A 16167-nucleotide genomic window follows, 5' to 3' on the forward strand; every position below is an offset into this window, starting at 1 on the left:
TTTTATTTTCTCTATAATAACTATTTTTTTTAATTAGCTTGCTTTATCTTTTGCCGAATATCATCAAGTGGTGATTCTGATTTAACATCTTGCAATTCATCTAATTCATTATTAATTTCTGGTAAATCTGGATAAAATTCTAAAGAAATTTGAAGATTAATTTTTATTTTTCCTCTTTGCCAGCCCTCAGCACCAATTTTCAGGGTTTCACAAGCTATTCCGTTATCAAACCATTCTTCATAATGTTCAATAATACTTGAACTTCTACTCATAGCTTCACGTCTAACTGGTATATTTAAATTGTTTGCATTACAAGAATCGCTGATTTGTTTACCCAGCTTATATTGATGGAAAAACTTTTCTAATTCTTCTAATAATTGACCTACTTTGAACATGGCAGAGCTAAATGATAAAACATCTTCCCGCCCACAGTTGTGTAAAATTATTTTGTTATTCATAAACTTAATAGGTACCAAAAAATATCTTGTCAGCTTTTTTCATTAATCATCTTCCGAATGTCATCTAATGATGATTTTTGCTCATTACTCTCAAACGGGCTACTTGTGGTTACATCTTCACCTTCAGATTTGTCAGGACAAAATTCTAGTGTGAATTTAATTCTTCCTTTTTTCCATCCTTTCGCATCTAAATGAAGCACTTCTACTTCTAATCCTTTATCTAGCAGTTTATTAATATTGTCATGATTAATGTATGATTTAATTGCCCGAAGCATTTCTCCTACTTTAAAGGTGATAGATAAACTTGGTAAAGAAAAAGAGTTATATATGACCTCATATTTTTGCATCTGCTGACAGGCTTTATTCATAGTATTTAGCTCTAATTAATTTAGTTTGTCTTTGATTACAACTCAAGTAGATCGAAAATATTGTAAAATATTTTTTACTAAACACTACTTTCTAATAAGTTCTGCGTGTTGTTTGAATAAGCCGTTTTAGTAAAATCTGTATTAGTATTAAAAACATTTGCCTTCTCAGATGATGAGATAAAGCTTGATCTATCGACTACAGGTAGCAAACAATCAGATAGATGCATTGCTTGGAAACAACTATTTATTCCAGCAATGACTTGGTTGTAAGCTGCAATTTTATCTTGCAGTTCTCCTAGAAGTCGCTCATTTCTTCTAATTTTCTCTTCTACTTCTTGCTCTAGTGTTTGCTCTAAATAAGCACGGGCTTGAGTATATTGTTGTAGAATGTCATTAGCTTGTTGATTGGCTACTGGTAATAACAGCGTTTTTAGGGTTTGATTGATTGTTTGGCGGAAATTTCTCCGAATTGTGGCGGAAACTTTGGGTTCAAAATCTAACTTTAGTAATTGGCGAATTGCAGGTTCGGCTTCTACCATGCTTTCGCAATCATAACCTTGAGACGTTTGCTGTAATGTTTGACGGAATTGATAAATTGAAAAAGTACCTTCATCATAAAATCTAGGGCTTTCGCGCACAAAGCGATCGCATTCAACTCTTGCAGCACTAATCAACGCTTGCTTAACATCTTTTTCTAATAGTTTTAATTGCTGTTCAATTCCGCTGTCGTTACCGAGAAGTCGATACAAATTACGATAATATTCTGACTTGCGAACTCGTTCAATTAAACGTTGAAATAAGCTACTGATAACTTCTTGACATGACTCAACTAAAATATCTTCAAGTTGATTTGCTAAGTAATATAATGCCTCGACTAAAATAGCAATTAATGGTGCAGTTGCATTGCGAGGATGACTGAGTGTGGCGCGACTATATGCATCACTTACCGAAAATGTATCGAGTAATTCATCTAAGCGGCGAATCATCCGCGCTTGGAGTTTGCGAAAATCGTCTTCAAAAGCTGTACAAACATTAGTCACTACTGCATTAACTTCTGCTTCGATATGCGTTGCGTACTCTTTACCAATTTGCTGCAACTGCTGGCTGAGAAGTTCGAGTTCCCGCGCTTTCATTGCATCAATTTCACGCGGTTGACTATCCAATTCGCGCTGTGCATCCATATAATGTTTCCGCAGACTGATGCACAATGGCTGTAAGTCGTTTGCTAAAGTTGCAAACAACTGCGGGCGTTTTTCTGCAGTTAAATACTTCGTAATTGCACTGCGAAATTCTTCAATTCCACTATCTGTAATTAACTGATCGATTAGGGGTGTACCTTGTTCAGCTAAAATTCTGACATAGTTTTCATTGGGAGTTTCGTAGCTATTTACCGAAATACGAAACTTACTTGGCGAAAGCTTACCAGAATTAGCACAGTAGCGATTAAATTCACTAACAAATTGCGGGTTGTCTTCTTTACCATCAATACCTTTAACACTTTCAGCAAAGACAGAATCTAACCCAAAGCGATCGCTTCCACTCGTGTGTTTAATCTGACTACCATAAAATCCTAGTAATCCACTCGTTTTGTAAACGCGGCTACTGTCTTGAAACTGCGAGAAAACTAAATCATCCAACCGTTGCCGTAGTTGTGTATTGTACCAAGTTTCATCAATGCGGTTGAAGACATAAAAAACGCGATCGCGGATTCCCGAATTACCCCGCATCGTTTCGAGTAACTCAGTTTCTTCCTTCGTCATATCCCCAGCAGCAGCAGGTTTAAGTACGCACACCACCGCTGAAGTATCGGGATGTTCAATCTTGCGGTAGGTAAGTTCCGCATCTTTTTGTACTGGCGCATCAATTCCTGGCGTATCAATTAAAATATTGCCATCTTGTAATAGCGGATGATGACAGTAATACTCAACGCGTTTCAAAACTGCACTATTACTACCCCGACGCGCATAACTTGCAGCTTCCTTTAAATTAGAAAAGTTAAACTGCTCCATCGAATACGTGGCATTATTAGTATTGTGGATGCGATCGCGATTTGCTTCAAAACCTTCTAATAGTAGAATCAACGCCTTTGCTTGCTTGGCGCGTTCTGATTTACTCTCGCCACCTTCTTGTTGAATAATCAATTCACTTCCTTGACGTAGCAAGTGCATCACTTCCGGTTGATTTATTCTCACCTGTGTAGTTAAACCCAACCGCTGACTCAACACCTCAGCTTGTTCACAAATTTCCACTTCACTCAAGAAAGTGAGAATAACTTTTTCTGACTCAGGTTCAGCATAAGCTATATAACACTCAGTTCCCGTAGCATGACCTTCAGCACTATAAAGTAATTCACGTTCTAATAATGCATTAATCAACATTGATTTACCAGCGCTAAACGCCCCAGCAAACACAATCTCAAACGTCGGTGAAACAACTTTTCGCAGTGAAGATTGAACTGAAGACGTATCTTGAGTACGTAACGCAGGTTCTTGATGCAACAATTGTAAGAGACTTTCAACCTGTTCTGATAAATTCTCACATTGCGGAAACTGAAAAATCATATAAATAGTAGAATAAAATTTACTTTATTAAATTTATTGTATAAATTTCATTTCAATCTCACGTTAGTAAAATCACTGAGACAGCTTTTATTCAAACTAATAAACTTAAGTAAAAATACCAATTAACATCAATGGAAGTATTAGCATTAAGACTCAAACCCAATGCAGATTTACGCCAAAGCTTAAAAACTTTTACTGTTCAAAGAAATATTGAAGCAGGCTTCATTTTAAGTGCAATTGGTAGCCTCAAACAAGCAACAATTCGCTTTGCTAATCAAGACATAAGTGCTGTACTTGACAATAAATTTGAAATACTTTCCCTGAATGGAACATTAGCCACAAGCGGCGTCCATCTCCACATCTGTATAGCTGACAAACACGGTAAAACCATCGGCGGACACTTAGACAATGGCTGCATCATCTACACAACCGCAGAAATCATTATCGGAGCCACCAAAGACTTCTCCTTCACACGCACTCTCGATCCTCAAACAGGCTACAACGAACTAGAAATCATTCCCCATAAATAAACCCTCCTCGCCCTCTTTCTCTGCGTTCTCTGTGTCTCTGTGGTTTGTATCCTCCAACTTATACCTAATCCCCACCTGCAGCAACATCTCAAAATCTACGTGCTTTGTTTCCCCCACCTCAGTATTTTGAAATAACGCCGTAAATGCCCCTGTCCCTAATTTACTTTGAGGAAACAATCGATAACAAGGAAGATTAGTAAGCTGAGATTGATATTCTACCAATTTAGAAACATTCACTGCTTGAAACTGCGGAAACTTTTCCAAAAGCCACTCACAAACTTGCTCATTTTCTTCAACAGAATATGTACAAGTCATATAAGCTAAATAGCCTTGTGGTGCTACTAATTGTGCTGAATTAGCAATAATTCTCTTTTGCCGATTTGCATTTTTATTAATAGTATTGGGATGAAAACATCCTGGTACTTTACTACCTTTTGCTAACAAAGATTGACCACTGCAAGGAGCATCAACTATGACTAATTGGTGAGAAAAATTTATTTGACTTAAATCACCTGGATCTTTATTTAATACAATTGCTGGAGAAATATGACAGCGTTTTAAATTAGAAATTAGCATTCCAATACGCTTGCTAATTGCTTCATTACAAACAAGTAGTTGAGGTTGTAAAGCCCGCCAAGCAAAAATACTTTTACCTCCTGGTGCAGCACACATATCAAATATAGTGTTTATAGGCGATCGCACTGCATATAAACTCATTGCTGCAAACACTGAAGAAAAGTCTAAGCAGTAATAATAACCTTCATTATGTAAAGGATGCTGTCCTGGTTTTTCACCAAAAGATAAACGATCAACAAAACGTGGTTGCCAAGATATTGGTGGTTCTATTTTAAATGGCGATCGCTTTTCGCGACACCAAGCAATACAAGGATGGAAAGGTTGAGGACGAATGAGTGCATCAATAAATTTTTCTTGTTCTGTTGCATCATCAAACAAACGACGACTTAACTTTATCAATAAATTTGAAGGTTGATCCATCATCAAAACTTACAATGAAGTATAGCATCTGTGGCACAGGCGTCTCGCCCGTACATATCCATAGATACCACAGACAAAACTGTCACACTGCAAGCAATCAGCCCACAATGCTCACTTCACAATAAATATATACTAAGAAATAGCTATAACTATGACATTAACCTGCATCAATCTCATCACCCAATAGATGTCATCAAATATTACTTACGGAAAACTAGAAACTGAAGATTAAGTGAATAGTAATTAGATAAGCATAATTGGCAATTATAATTTTTTGTTAGGTAATAGGTAGTAGGTAATGAGCGATAAATACAGAAACCAAGGCATTTACCAATGACCAATGACCCGTTACCATCTTTCTTTCTTTAATTTACGTTTATTTTCACTAACTTACAATCTAAATTTAGGAGGCTGACGTGACTTCAGATAAGTTTCGTCACCAGTTGCGCCATGAAGCCCAAATATGGCAAGCTGAGGGACTCATTGATGAATTGCAATACGAACAGCTATCACAACGCTATCAATTTAACACACTTGATAGCACAGCCCGTAATAGTTTTATCGCAATTTTAGTTGGTTTAGGTAGTATTCTTATCGGTTTAGGAATTATTACGTTTGTTGCTGCAAATTGGCAAGAATTACCGCGGCTTGGTAAAGTCACACTGCTATTAAGTTTGTTTATCAGCGTCAACATTGCGGGTTTTTGGTTATGGAAACATCCTAAAGAATCGCGACAACGCCTAGGACACGGTTTACTGCTTTTGGGGGCGCTGGTTCTCGGTGCAAATATGGGCTTGATGGGGCAAATTTTTCATATTGATGCACCATTTTACGAACTATTGTTTGCTTGGGGGATTGGTGTATTAGCAATGGCGTACAGTCTGCGGTTAACTTCGTTGGGCGTATTGTCAATTATTTTGCTGTGGCTGGGTTATTGGGGATATTGGGGAAGCGCGATCGCCCAAAATTGGTCAACTGCAATGACAGAAGTAACATGGTCATCGCTCATGGGGCAGCATCTGCCACTACTATCTGTTGTATTATTTATTCCATTGGCTTATTGGTGTCGTTCTGGCTGGATATTTGCGCTCGGTGCGATCGCCATCATCACATCTTTAGAAGCAAACATTCAACCCTTTATCTGGGGAACATTTCAACGAGGTTGGGTAACAAGTATCGCATTTGCTTTACCAGCAGCTTTGTTGTGGAGTTACGATGACTCACCTCTAGTGCATGGTAATTTTCTGAGATTATATAGACACGATCGCCATTTCAGATTTGGTTCATTTCAAGCGATCGCGCGTAACTTAGCCTTATTTACCCTGGGAGTCTTATTCATTTTCGCAGCCACAACCGCTTTTTGGGACTCTTTGGCGCAATCTAGCGAGTATATTCCATCGCGACAAAACCAATTACTGCTCATTGATGCAGTCGTCTTAACTGGTATTGCAATTTGGCAATGGATCGGTTTAATCGCTTCGCACCGTCGCCGTCGTCAACAAAATGTTACTACCATTGTTGTCGGTGTGTTCATCTGCATTGTTGCTATAGTTACTTTTTGGCATATTGAAGTAACGAATATCACATCATTCGCCACATTCATCTTTAATGTCATGTTGTTCCTCTTTGCAGCAGGGTTAATTCGTACAGGATTAGCCAAAGGAGGAAGACGCGCCTTTTGGGGTGGAATGCTGCTCTTAAGCTTACGGATTTTCTACGTATTTTTATTATCTGCAACAGGATTACTCTTCAAATCCTTCATTTTCATTTTATGTGGCATTGGTGTCATGGCGGTAGGGCTATGGTTTGAACGCCACATCCGCATCAACTATCCAGCAAAATCATAGTTTTAAAAGGATTCAGTATGACATCTAAAGTTAAGACAACGCCTGAAGTATTAAAGCCGCAAAAACTTCCGCAAATTCCATTTTGGCGACTATGGCTTCCGCTACTGTTTCAAACAGGCATTATTTTAGCTGCACCAGCGCAGCCATTTTATACACAACTTACCGGAAAAACCGTAATTCTTCAAACTGTCCCTGTCGATCCTTACGATCCATTGCGGGGTTACTCGCAAACACTGAGTTATGATATTTCCCAAATCAATAACTTACAGCAACTTCCAGGTTGGCAAGAGTTAACTCAACAGCATACTACCGCGCCTTTGGTTCATGATGTACCCATAGGAACAAACCTTTATGTCACCCTGGAAGCGCCTACATCAAGTTCAACACCACCACCAGCGTGGAAACCTGTGCGTGTCAGTCGCGATCGCCCGCAACTCGCTGCAAATCAAGTCGCGATCAAAGGTAAGTTTACTGGTAACTCAATTGCTTACGGCTTAGAAACATACTATATGCCTGAAGCCCAGCGCGATGAAATTAATCAAAGCATTGCGCAAGCACAACGCGATCAACAACAGCAGCTTGTCGTTGAAGTTAAAGTAGACAATCAAGGTCGTGCAGTACCAATTAGTTTTTGGGTAAATCAACGTAACTATCGATTTTAATGTCAATTTTTGGAAAAGAGCTAATTGCTATATATAAATGGAGTTATCAGAATCAGAAAAGCAAATTATTTGCAATCATTGGTCATTTTTGACTGAGATAGTGCTAGAACCAATTCAGGGAGGAAGCAGTACAACATACTTTGTTTACACCCCGACTGATCAGTTTGTTTTGAAGGTTTATTCTACTACAACAGCAGCTTCTCAAATTGAATACGAACACTTGTTACTCGTCTTTTTGCAACAGGCGAATTTATCATTTGCCATTCCAGCCCCAATTGCTACATCATCGGGTGAGACACTGATTCCTATAGAAACTGAACTGCGATCGCTAAAAGTCGTTTTATTACCGCGATTAGTTGGACAACCTGCTAATCGACGTAACCTTCAACAAGTTCAATCTATAGGCTGTACACTAGCAGAGTTACATTGCGTCCTTACTGAATTTGATCCACATAGACAACTAGCTAGATTGCCATACTGGGGTAATTTAGCGCAAATTCATCCATTGATTAGCAATCCGTTGGCGATCGCACAAATACTTAATCTCAGTCTTGAAGAACAAACGCTTCTCAATCGGATATTAATTGAGGTAATAGAATCTGTACCTTATCTCTATAAAACATTACCACTTCAGACAATTCATGCTGATTACATCACACCGAATATTCTCGTTGAAGCCAATCGAGTTGTTGGTGTTTTAGATTTTGAGTTTGCAACTTTTGACTTAAGATTACTCGATTATTTAAGTAGCTTAGATCAACTTGCCTCGTTTCCTTGGAAAGAAGAACTTTTTGCTGATATTGTAAAAGCATTCAGCACAGGTTATCAAAAACGCAGTTCTTTGACATCACTAGAACAAGAAGCCCTACCTACAGTGTGGCGACTACAACGCGCAAGTTCACTAGTCTATTGGACAGGTTAGTTTATTGAAGGAAAAGCGAATCGTCAAAAAGTTATTGATGCAGTGATTGAGACATTAAAGTTTGAAACTTGGCTGGAAAATAATAGTAAATACTTTCTCGATCTTCTGATTGGTGTATCTTAGAACTTGCAGCAATTGAGTTTACTACTGTGTTTCGCCAGAAATTTCAATTTAGATCTTGTAGCGATCTAGCGATTATCAACTATTATAAATGTATGCTAACTCAGTAATGTTTCTACTTTCGCTAAGACCTCCTCAACTAATTCAGCAGAAGCTTTCTCAACGAACCTTGCTTGACGCGCTTTCCAATCGAAGCTTTTGATCTGATCGCTCAAAATAACACCTGTAGTTTGCATTCCATCGGTAAGCTGCACTTCAAACCGCAGCCCTTTTGACTGATTGGTAATTGGACACATCAAAGCCAAGCTTGCCATGCGATTATACCGAATTGGAGACAGGATAATTGCAGGACGTTCATATCCTTGTTCGCGTCCCCGATGTGGGCTGAAATTTAAATATACAATATGACCTCGGTCTGGCACATAAATTGAATTACCAGACTTCATTGCCTACGGGTGTTCCTGCGTCGGTTTCTGAATGAAAGTTATCTGGAGTCATTCCCTCAAGCAATTCTTCTAGGGTGTATTTTTTTCTTTGCGGTTGAATCATGACCCCGCCATCGACAACAGTAAATGTTACTGTTGTGCCTTCTTCTATATGAATTTGCTTGGCAATTGCACTAGGGATGCGAATACCTAAACTGTTTCCCCACTTTGTAACAATTTGGTCAACCATAATATAACTTAATGTATATACAAAGATTATACATTATTTTTAACCTACGCAGGTGGTTTTTGTCTGTGTAGTAGTGACTTTTAACCCAATACTTCAATTTATTCTTCCACGCGATAGCCTAATTCAGATAATCGAAAACGCGATTGTCGCCATTTGGGTTGCACTTTTACAAATAACTCAAGGTAAACTTTACCTGCAATTAACTTTTGCATTTGTTCTCGCGCTGCAGAACCGATCGCTTTGAGCATCGTACCGCCTTTACCAATTAAAATACCTTTTTGTGAGTCACGTTCAACGTGAATCGTTGCTAAAACGCGTGTAATTGTTGTATCTTCTTCAACGCGATCAATTGTCACAGCTACCGAGTGGGGGACTTCTTCGCGCGTCAACAGCAAAATTTGTTCGCGAATTAATTCACCCATAATAAATCGTTCAGGTTGATCGGTAACTAAATCTGGCGGATAGTAGTATGGTCCTGGTTCTAAATGCGTAACGAGTAATTGTTGAAGTGTGTCTAACCCGTTGCCTGTTAGTGCAGAAAACTTGACAATTTGCCACTGATAGGGTGCAGCTAAATCTTCATAAGTACGATCAAGCTGTGAATCCGCTTGTTGATCGATTTTATTGATACCTAAAATGACAGGATTTTCTGTACGACTGAGAAGATCGATAATAAAGCGATCGCCGCCGCCTGCGGGTTGCGTTCCATCGACGACGAATAATATAACATCAACAGCATCAATCGCAATTCGTGCGTTGCGGACTAAAACTTCGCCAAGTTGGTGGTGAGGTTTATGAATTCCTGGTGTATCTACAAAAATCAGTTGTGCTTCCGGTGTTGTTAAGATTCCCTGCAAGCGATTTCGCGTAGTTTGCGCCACAGGCGAAGTAATCGCAATTTTTTGTCCTACAAGTTGATTCATCAATGTCGATTTACCAACATTCGGACGACCAATAATACCAATAAAACCTGATTTGTATCCAGTAGGCGCTTGCGGAATACTCCACGCTTCAGAAAAATTCAAATTATCAATATCACTCACTTTTATTGTATTCCTTAAGAATTTTCAACTCAAAACTCGAATCTAACCACTCACTTCTTACTCTTTACCCGTTTGCAATTTTTAATATAGTTTCTTTGCCAAAAATCACAAATAATAAAATCCTGTAGTCATTTGCACAAAGTGTCCACTTAATCTAGTTTAATCATCTTCTAAAGAGGACTTTTAGCTTAAGTCAACATGGGAGAACACAAACGCATTGGTATTCTTACCAGTGGCGGTGATTGCGCTGGATTAAATGCTGTAATTCGGGCAGTGGTGAATCGCGCGGTAGGGACTTACAGTTGGGAAGTGTTGGGAATTCGTCAAGCTACGCTTGGATTAATGCAGCAACCACCGAAGTATATCGCTTTAGATGTTGAGAAGGTCAATTCTTTGCTGACTGCTGGTGGTACAGTGTTAGGCACAACTAATAAGGGTAATCCGTTTGCTTATCCGATGGCAGATGGTGGCGTATGCGATCGCTCGGAGGAAATTATCGCAGGTTATCGTCAACTCAACTTGGATGCCTTAATCGGGATTGGCGGCGATGGTAGTTTAGCAATTTTGCGGCGTCTGGCTCAACAAGGAGGAATCAATTTAGTTGCCATTCCCAAAACAATCGATAACGATGTCGGAGTCACTGAACTTTCGATTGGGTTTGAAACTGCGGTGAGTATTGCGACAGAAGCCTTGGATCGATTGCATTTTACGGCTGCGAGTCACAACCGCGTGATGATTTTGGAAGTCATGGGGCGCGATGCGGGACACATCGCAATTAGCGCCGGAATTGCAGGCGGTGCGGATGTAATATTAATTCCTGAAATTCCCTATACACTCGACCAAGTTTGCCGTAATATTAAAGAACGCCAAGAACAAGGCAAAAACTATTGTTTAATTGTCGTCTCTGAAGCTGTACGCAACGAAACTGGCGATTCGGTTGTGAGTACTGACCGCTTCGGTGAATGCAGATATGGTGGAATCGGTCAATATTTAGCAGATGAAATTTGCCATCGCATTGGTGCTGAAACTCGCGTCACTGTTTTAGGACATATTCAACGCGGTGGAACTCCTTCACCATTAGAAAGACTTATCGCGTCGGCTTTTGGCGTCGCCGCAGTTGATTTAATCGCCGAACAAAAGTATGACCAAATGGTGACATGGCAAAATCGTCAAGTTGTTAGCGTCTCCATTGCAGATGCGATCGCTCAATATCGCGCTGTCGATCCGCAGGGTACCCTTGTCAAAACCGCTAGAGGATTAAATATCTGCTTAGGAGATTAAGTAAGCTGTGGGATAGGCATTTTGCCTGTCCTTTAAACTACATCACTGCTAATACATACTCGCCTTCATTCACTGCATAATTAGTAGCAACATCATAAACTAAACCATCCTTTTCTGCGCAAATATCAATGACACAGGGCAACTCCCCCATTTTATTAAACATCAGAATTTGATATAATCTTTCTCCTGCTTTAACCGTGCTACCAAGTGGTACTCGCGCTTGCACCATACCACCAACAGGCGCATAATATTTAGTTACTTGGCTTTTGAGTGTAAAAGTCATTTCGCGGGCGATCGCCTTCGTCTCAGAAATGACTAATATGCCTTTGTGCAGTAAATAATTCTTCACTCCTTCTACACCTTTTTCTACCGACTGCGGTTGCATTTGCATTCCTGAACCAAGTTCTAATGTCCACGCTTCTACATCAAAAATAATTTTTCGTCCTAGCTGTTGAAAAGTGTTTTCTAATGCTAACCACGGTTTGATAAACGCCTCATCAAAAGCATCACCATCATAGTTATCAAGTAAAATTCCATAATCAAGTAGAAAATATTGCGCACTGATTTCGCGGCGGGGAAAATAATAAAGATAATTTAAACCTTGATCCGTGGAAGTGTGGAGATCAATGACGTAATCTGCATCGATACTCAGTGACTGCAATCGGTAACGAAAAAGTTCGGTAAAAGGTACGCTGCTTGACGAATGGATTTTTTCAGCAAGCGTTGTAAAGGCGTTGATAATTTTATTTAAATAGTTTATTCTAATAATATCTTTGTCTAAATTTATTTGCGTTTCAGCAAATTCTTCTAAATCTTCTTGATTTTTTTCATAATCCCAAAAAATACGATTCCAGTCTTTGCCTTCGTAAACACAATAGCGCCCAGAAGCAAAACGGTGCGATCGCTGATTAACTCCTAAGGGATTACATACAGGGACTAGCCAAACTTCACCAATTAATTCAGTATTTTGTAAAGTTTGAAAAAACTCAATAAGCTGATGTATCACGGCATTACCTGCAATTTCTGCACCGTGTAAATTTGCTTGAATATATGCCTTTTTCCCAGATTTAGCACCAACGAATCGATAGACTTGCAACGACATGCGATCGCCAGAAGCTAACTGAATGAGAGGAATTGTGTAAGTGTTAGAAAACATAACGAGTTAATGGAGTATATCAGAATGAAGTCAAGTAAGTAAAAAATAATATGTAACTTAAAAATCAGTCATTAGTAACAACATTTACTACTAATTTTTGTGAAAAAAGTATTTTACTTTACCAAAAGTTAAAGTTCGCTTACTGATTCATTAATCTAATAGTTGCTAATCTGCACAAGGATTCATTTAATTTATTCCGGATCAGGGCAGTAGGAATTGAGTTGCCAGTTGAGAAACATTATGCTTCTTCAGAGCAACTGATACTACATGAGGTTGCCATTTTTACTTTGTGAATAATGCCAAAATTGCACTCGAATACACGGAAAATCCAAATACTACAACTAGCAATTGGGCTGGAAATCAGTTTTTTTGCTGTTGAACTTGGTGTTGGGTTATGGGTCCACAGTTTGTCTCTGTTAGCAGATGCAGGTCATCTACTTTCAGATGTCGCAGCCTTAGGGGTAACACTGATAGCAAGCTGGATGGCGCAAAGCGCTAGACGTCATGCCAAGTATGGCAATGGTCGCATTGAATTGTATGCCGCATTGTTAAATAGTCTGAGCTTAATTATTTTGGCAAGTTGGGTAGCGACAGAAGCAATTGCAAGGATGCAATCTCCAACTTCATCAGATATTCTTAGCCTGCCAATGTTACTGACAGCAGTAGTCGGGTTAGGAATTAATGGTTGTAATGCTTTTTGGTTGCACGAGTGCTGTCACTGCGATCTTAATTTTAAAGCAGCCTTCTTGCACGTCCTGTCAGATTTATTTAGCTCGTTTGGTGTAATTTTAGCTGCGATCGCCATTTCCTGGCTTGGTTGGATGTGGGCTGATAGTGCAATTAGTCTTTTAGTATCAGGACTTGTTGCCATCTCGGCTACTGCATTACTGCTACAAAGCCTTTGGATGCTATTTGGCACCTCCCCTACTACTAATGCTTGCGACTGTGAAAAACGTGACATGGAAAAACTATTATTTCCATCATTAGAGGAGATTTTGCGATGAGCAGTTTATGCTCAATTCAGTTTGTGCAGAAGCGATGGAAAGTAGTTAGCACTTTTGCGATCATAGCAATGACTTGGCTAGCTACTATACTACCTGTCCAGGCGCAAGGAGCAGACGAAGAACTCGTTCGCATCTGGCCTACAAATAATACAACTATACTGGTTGGGCAACGTTTTGATTTGCGTGTAGAAAGCTTAATTCCTGCGCAGTCAACACCGAAATTAGAATCAATCACAATCAACGGCAATAACTTTACTGGAACTTTTAGACAGCGAATCAACGAACAGCTACAACTCCCTGGTGGTTCTATCGAAATAGGACAACCGCCCGAAGGCTCAAACCTTTTTGGTCAAACGCTACGCAACTGGAGTTTGCCCACTCCAGGACGTTACGAAATTGTAGCGACTCTGAACATCGACGGACGCCAAGTTTCTGCGCGTAATACTTACCGCGTTCAACCATTTCAAAAACGAGGTCAACTCAACAAAGTGATCTTTTTTGTTGGCGATGGAATGGGAACACCATTACGCACAGGGGCACGGATTATGAAATATGGTGTCAAAGATGGGCAACCAGGCGGTTATCTACAGATGGAGCAAATGCCAGTCACAGGCTTAGTGGCTACGCACTCACTCGATAGTATTATTCCAGATTCTGCGAACACTGCTGCTGCTTGGGTTTCTGGAGCAAAAACGATTAATAATGCCCTGAATGCCTTTCCTGACAATACACCAGAAAATCCGCTTGATAATCCTCGAATTGAAACTCTGCCCCAGTACATGAAGCGAAGATACAACTGGGGCATTGGATTGGCAACAACAGCGTTTTTAACTGACGCTACACCCGCAGCCTTCGCCGCAAACCAACGTCTGCGCTTCTCATATGAACAAATTGCACAACAATATTTTGATTTTGTGAGAGACGGTTGGGCTTTACCAGAAACCGGATATCGTAGCCTAAAAGAATTATCACAACCTGTTGATGTTATCCTTGGTCCAGGAGCGCGTCATTTTGTGCCAAATGAAGAGCGTGCTGCTGAATTTAGAGATACAGTATTCCGCCGCGATAATCAAGATTTAGTTGCTGTTGCTCAACAACAAGGTTACACCATTGTTACCGATGTAAACAGCATGAATCAAGCTCCTAATGATCGTAAAATTTTGGGTTTATTTTTAGGAGATTTTCGTGAAGGTGCGGCTTTGGGTCCACAGAATATTCCATCAGTACTAGATTTATTAATTGCGCGTGGTAGAGCAACAATTGATGGTAGAGGTGCAAGTCAACTCAATCCCCCTGTACCCCCAGAATTTGCAACGATTCCTAAACTTGAAGAAATGACCAGAAAAGCGATCGCTGTTCTCGAAGCAGTATCGCCCCAAGGTTGGATGTTGCAAGTTGAGTCCTCGCAATCTGATAAACTCGCTCATCCTCTTGATCCTGACCGGACGCTTTACGAAGTTCTGACTTTGGATAAATCTGTTGAAGTAGCACGACAATTTGTTGCCCAAAATCCGAATGCACTCGTTATTGTCACGGCGGATCATGCTCAAGGTCAAACTGTCGGTGGTACAGTAGATTCACGCGCAATCCGCGAAAACAGAATCGATTTAAATGATGCCATGCAGTCATTTGGAGACGCAGGGTTTACAACTTATCAAGACACAGATGGCGACGGCTATCCTAATGAAGCTAATCCTGACACTAAGTTAGCAATCGGAATTTCTGCAAGACCGACATTCCGTACTGACTTTCTCACCGACGACTTAAATTTACCTCCCTCTGGTGAGGATGGTACTGAACCTAATCCTGAGCGCGATCCAAACGGTTTACTGCTAACCAATGACCTAGAACGCGGTACAACTGTTGCCAATCATACTGGAGATGATGTTCCGATCGCTGTCCAAGGACCTGGAGCCGGATTATTCACTGGTGTCATGGATAACATCGAAGTCTTCCAACGCATGGCTGCTATTATCTCTGGCGTGAGAAACCGTCAAGACTTAGCTACTGGTAGACCATCAATTACTGCGACGGAGACTGAATCATGACATCAAGTAAACCAAGCTCAACTATGTTCAAACTCAAAAAATTACTGCGTTCCAAGCAAATGCGGTTAGTATTGGGTGTAGTCATTGCAGTAACAGTTTTTGCCGTACTGACTCTACAACCTACCCTAGCGTTTCGGGCGCAGCCGCAAGGAGACAGTTTACTCTATGGTAAATTAGCCGACTCTCGTGCTGTACATGGTGGTCATGGCGTAGTGGCAAATGCCAAGGTCACAATTAACTCGATTCCACCACAAACAACTCGTACCGATGACCAAGGTCAATTTTGGTTTAAAGGATTACGAGATATTCATTATGTCCTCAAGGTAGAACTACCTTATGATCGCAGCAACATTTACTCTTTATCTACTAGAGTGCATGGTCAAACAGGTAAATTTTTCGAGATTGGTGATGACGTACAACATAATCACGAAATCGACTACTAATGATGTTTCTTTAGGTTGACACGAATTTGTAGCGAGAAGCTGGGAAAAATTAA

At 40.0% G+C, this 16167-nt stretch carries 16 protein-coding genes; 8 read left to right on the forward strand and 8 right to left on the reverse strand.

Features of this window, described 5'->3' with window-relative positions:
- Positions 1-29 precede the first annotated feature (29 nt).
- The 3 genes from NIES1031_RS04205 to NIES1031_RS04215 all read right to left on the reverse strand — a co-directional run bounded on the left by NIES1031_RS04205 (position 30) and on the right by NIES1031_RS04215 (position 3387).
- Positions 30-458, reverse strand: a complete 429-nt coding sequence (locus tag NIES1031_RS04205; RefSeq protein WP_073548245.1) for a KGK domain-containing protein — start codon at positions 456-458, stop codon at positions 30-32.
- A gap of 29 nt (positions 459-487) precedes the next feature.
- A complete protein-coding gene (locus NIES1031_RS04210) occupies positions 488-826 on the reverse strand; it encodes a KGK domain-containing protein (RefSeq protein WP_073548246.1) in 339 nt (112 codons plus the stop codon).
- Positions 827-903: 77 nt separating this feature from the next.
- Positions 904-3387, reverse strand: a complete 2484-nt coding sequence (locus NIES1031_RS04215) for a dynamin-like GTPase family protein (RefSeq protein WP_073548247.1) — start codon at positions 3385-3387, stop codon at positions 904-906.
- Positions 3388-3518: 131 nt separating this feature from the next.
- Here NIES1031_RS04215 and NIES1031_RS04220 point away from each other — a divergent pair, with 131 nt between their 5' ends.
- Entirely contained in the window at positions 3519-3917 is a 399-nt protein-coding gene (locus NIES1031_RS04220; RefSeq protein ID WP_073548248.1) for a PPC domain-containing DNA-binding protein, read from the forward strand.
- Here NIES1031_RS04220 and NIES1031_RS04225 read toward each other — a convergent pair.
- Complete coding sequence (locus tag NIES1031_RS04225) at positions 3894-4916, reverse strand: NOL1/NOP2/SUN domain family protein (protein WP_236738717.1); 1023 nt, start codon at positions 4914-4916, stop codon at positions 3894-3896. The genes NIES1031_RS04220 and NIES1031_RS04225 overlap by 24 nt on opposite strands.
- A 413-nt stretch (positions 4917-5329) precedes the next feature.
- Between NIES1031_RS04225 and NIES1031_RS04230 the strand changes: the two genes are divergently transcribed.
- Genes NIES1031_RS04230 through NIES1031_RS04240 form a run of 3 tightly spaced genes read left to right on the forward strand, consistent with a single transcriptional unit; the run spans position 5330 to position 8344 of the window.
- Positions 5330-6760 (forward strand): DUF2157 domain-containing protein, encoded by a 1431-nt coding sequence (locus NIES1031_RS04230; RefSeq protein WP_073548250.1) that lies wholly within the window; start codon positions 5330-5332, stop codon positions 6758-6760.
- 17 nt (positions 6761-6777) lie between these two features.
- Positions 6778-7422 (forward strand): GDYXXLXY domain-containing protein, encoded by a 645-nt coding sequence (locus NIES1031_RS04235; protein ID WP_073548251.1) that lies wholly within the window; start codon positions 6778-6780, stop codon positions 7420-7422.
- A 37-nt stretch (positions 7423-7459) separates the two neighbouring features.
- Complete coding sequence (locus NIES1031_RS04240) at positions 7460-8344, forward strand: phosphotransferase (RefSeq protein ID WP_073548252.1); 885 nt, start codon at positions 7460-7462, stop codon at positions 8342-8344.
- Between the two features lie 218 nt (positions 8345-8562).
- Here NIES1031_RS04240 and NIES1031_RS04245 read toward each other — a convergent pair whose 3' ends face one another.
- The 3 genes from NIES1031_RS04245 to era all read right to left on the reverse strand — a co-directional run bounded on the left by NIES1031_RS04245 (position 8563) and on the right by era (position 10173).
- Positions 8563-8910 (reverse strand): type II toxin-antitoxin system PemK/MazF family toxin, encoded by a 348-nt coding sequence (locus NIES1031_RS04245; protein WP_073548253.1) that lies wholly within the window; start codon positions 8908-8910, stop codon positions 8563-8565.
- Complete coding sequence (locus tag NIES1031_RS04250; RefSeq protein WP_073548254.1) at positions 8897-9139, reverse strand: AbrB/MazE/SpoVT family DNA-binding domain-containing protein; 243 nt, start codon at positions 9137-9139, stop codon at positions 8897-8899. The genes NIES1031_RS04245 and NIES1031_RS04250 overlap by 14 nt, the downstream gene beginning before the upstream one ends.
- Before the next feature lie 98 nt (positions 9140-9237).
- The gene (gene era / locus NIES1031_RS04255) at positions 9238-10173 is read right to left on the reverse strand and encodes a GTPase Era (protein WP_218596667.1); all 936 of its coding nucleotides are present in this window, start codon (positions 10171-10173) and stop codon (positions 9238-9240) included.
- Positions 10174-10380: 207 nt separating this feature from the next.
- On the opposite strand from era, the gene NIES1031_RS04260 reads away from it, so the two are divergent.
- Entirely contained in the window at positions 10381-11463 is a 1083-nt protein-coding gene (locus tag NIES1031_RS04260) for an ATP-dependent 6-phosphofructokinase (RefSeq protein ID WP_073548256.1), read from the forward strand.
- Positions 11464-11500: 37 nt separating this feature from the next.
- Here NIES1031_RS04260 and NIES1031_RS04265 read toward each other — a convergent pair whose 3' ends face one another.
- On the reverse strand, positions 11501-12619 hold the full coding sequence (locus tag NIES1031_RS04265; protein ID WP_073548257.1) for a succinylglutamate desuccinylase/aspartoacylase family protein: 1119 nt from the start codon (positions 12617-12619) through the stop codon (positions 11501-11503).
- Between the two features lie 296 nt (positions 12620-12915).
- Here NIES1031_RS04265 and NIES1031_RS04270 point away from each other — a divergent pair, with 296 nt between their 5' ends.
- Genes NIES1031_RS04270 through NIES1031_RS04280 form a run of 3 tightly spaced genes read left to right on the forward strand, consistent with a single transcriptional unit; the run spans position 12916 to position 16114 of the window.
- Positions 12916-13623: a cation diffusion facilitator family transporter gene (locus tag NIES1031_RS04270; protein ID WP_073548258.1), complete on the forward strand. Its 708-nt coding sequence runs from the start codon at positions 12916-12918 to the stop codon at positions 13621-13623.
- Complete coding sequence (locus NIES1031_RS04275; protein WP_073548259.1) at positions 13620-15671, forward strand: alkaline phosphatase; 2052 nt, start codon at positions 13620-13622, stop codon at positions 15669-15671. The genes NIES1031_RS04270 and NIES1031_RS04275 overlap by 4 nt, the downstream gene beginning before the upstream one ends.
- Positions 15668-16114, forward strand: a complete 447-nt coding sequence (locus NIES1031_RS04280) for a carboxypeptidase-like regulatory domain-containing protein (RefSeq protein WP_084544249.1) — start codon at positions 15668-15670, stop codon at positions 16112-16114. Before NIES1031_RS04275 ends, NIES1031_RS04280 begins: the two co-directional genes overlap by 4 nt.
- The last annotated feature ends 53 nt before the right edge of the window (positions 16115-16167 follow it).

This window comes from Chroogloeocystis siderophila 5.2 s.c.1 (assembly GCF_001904655.1).
Taxonomy (GTDB): domain Bacteria; phylum Cyanobacteriota; class Cyanobacteriia; order Cyanobacteriales; family Chroococcidiopsidaceae; genus Chroogloeocystis; species Chroogloeocystis siderophila.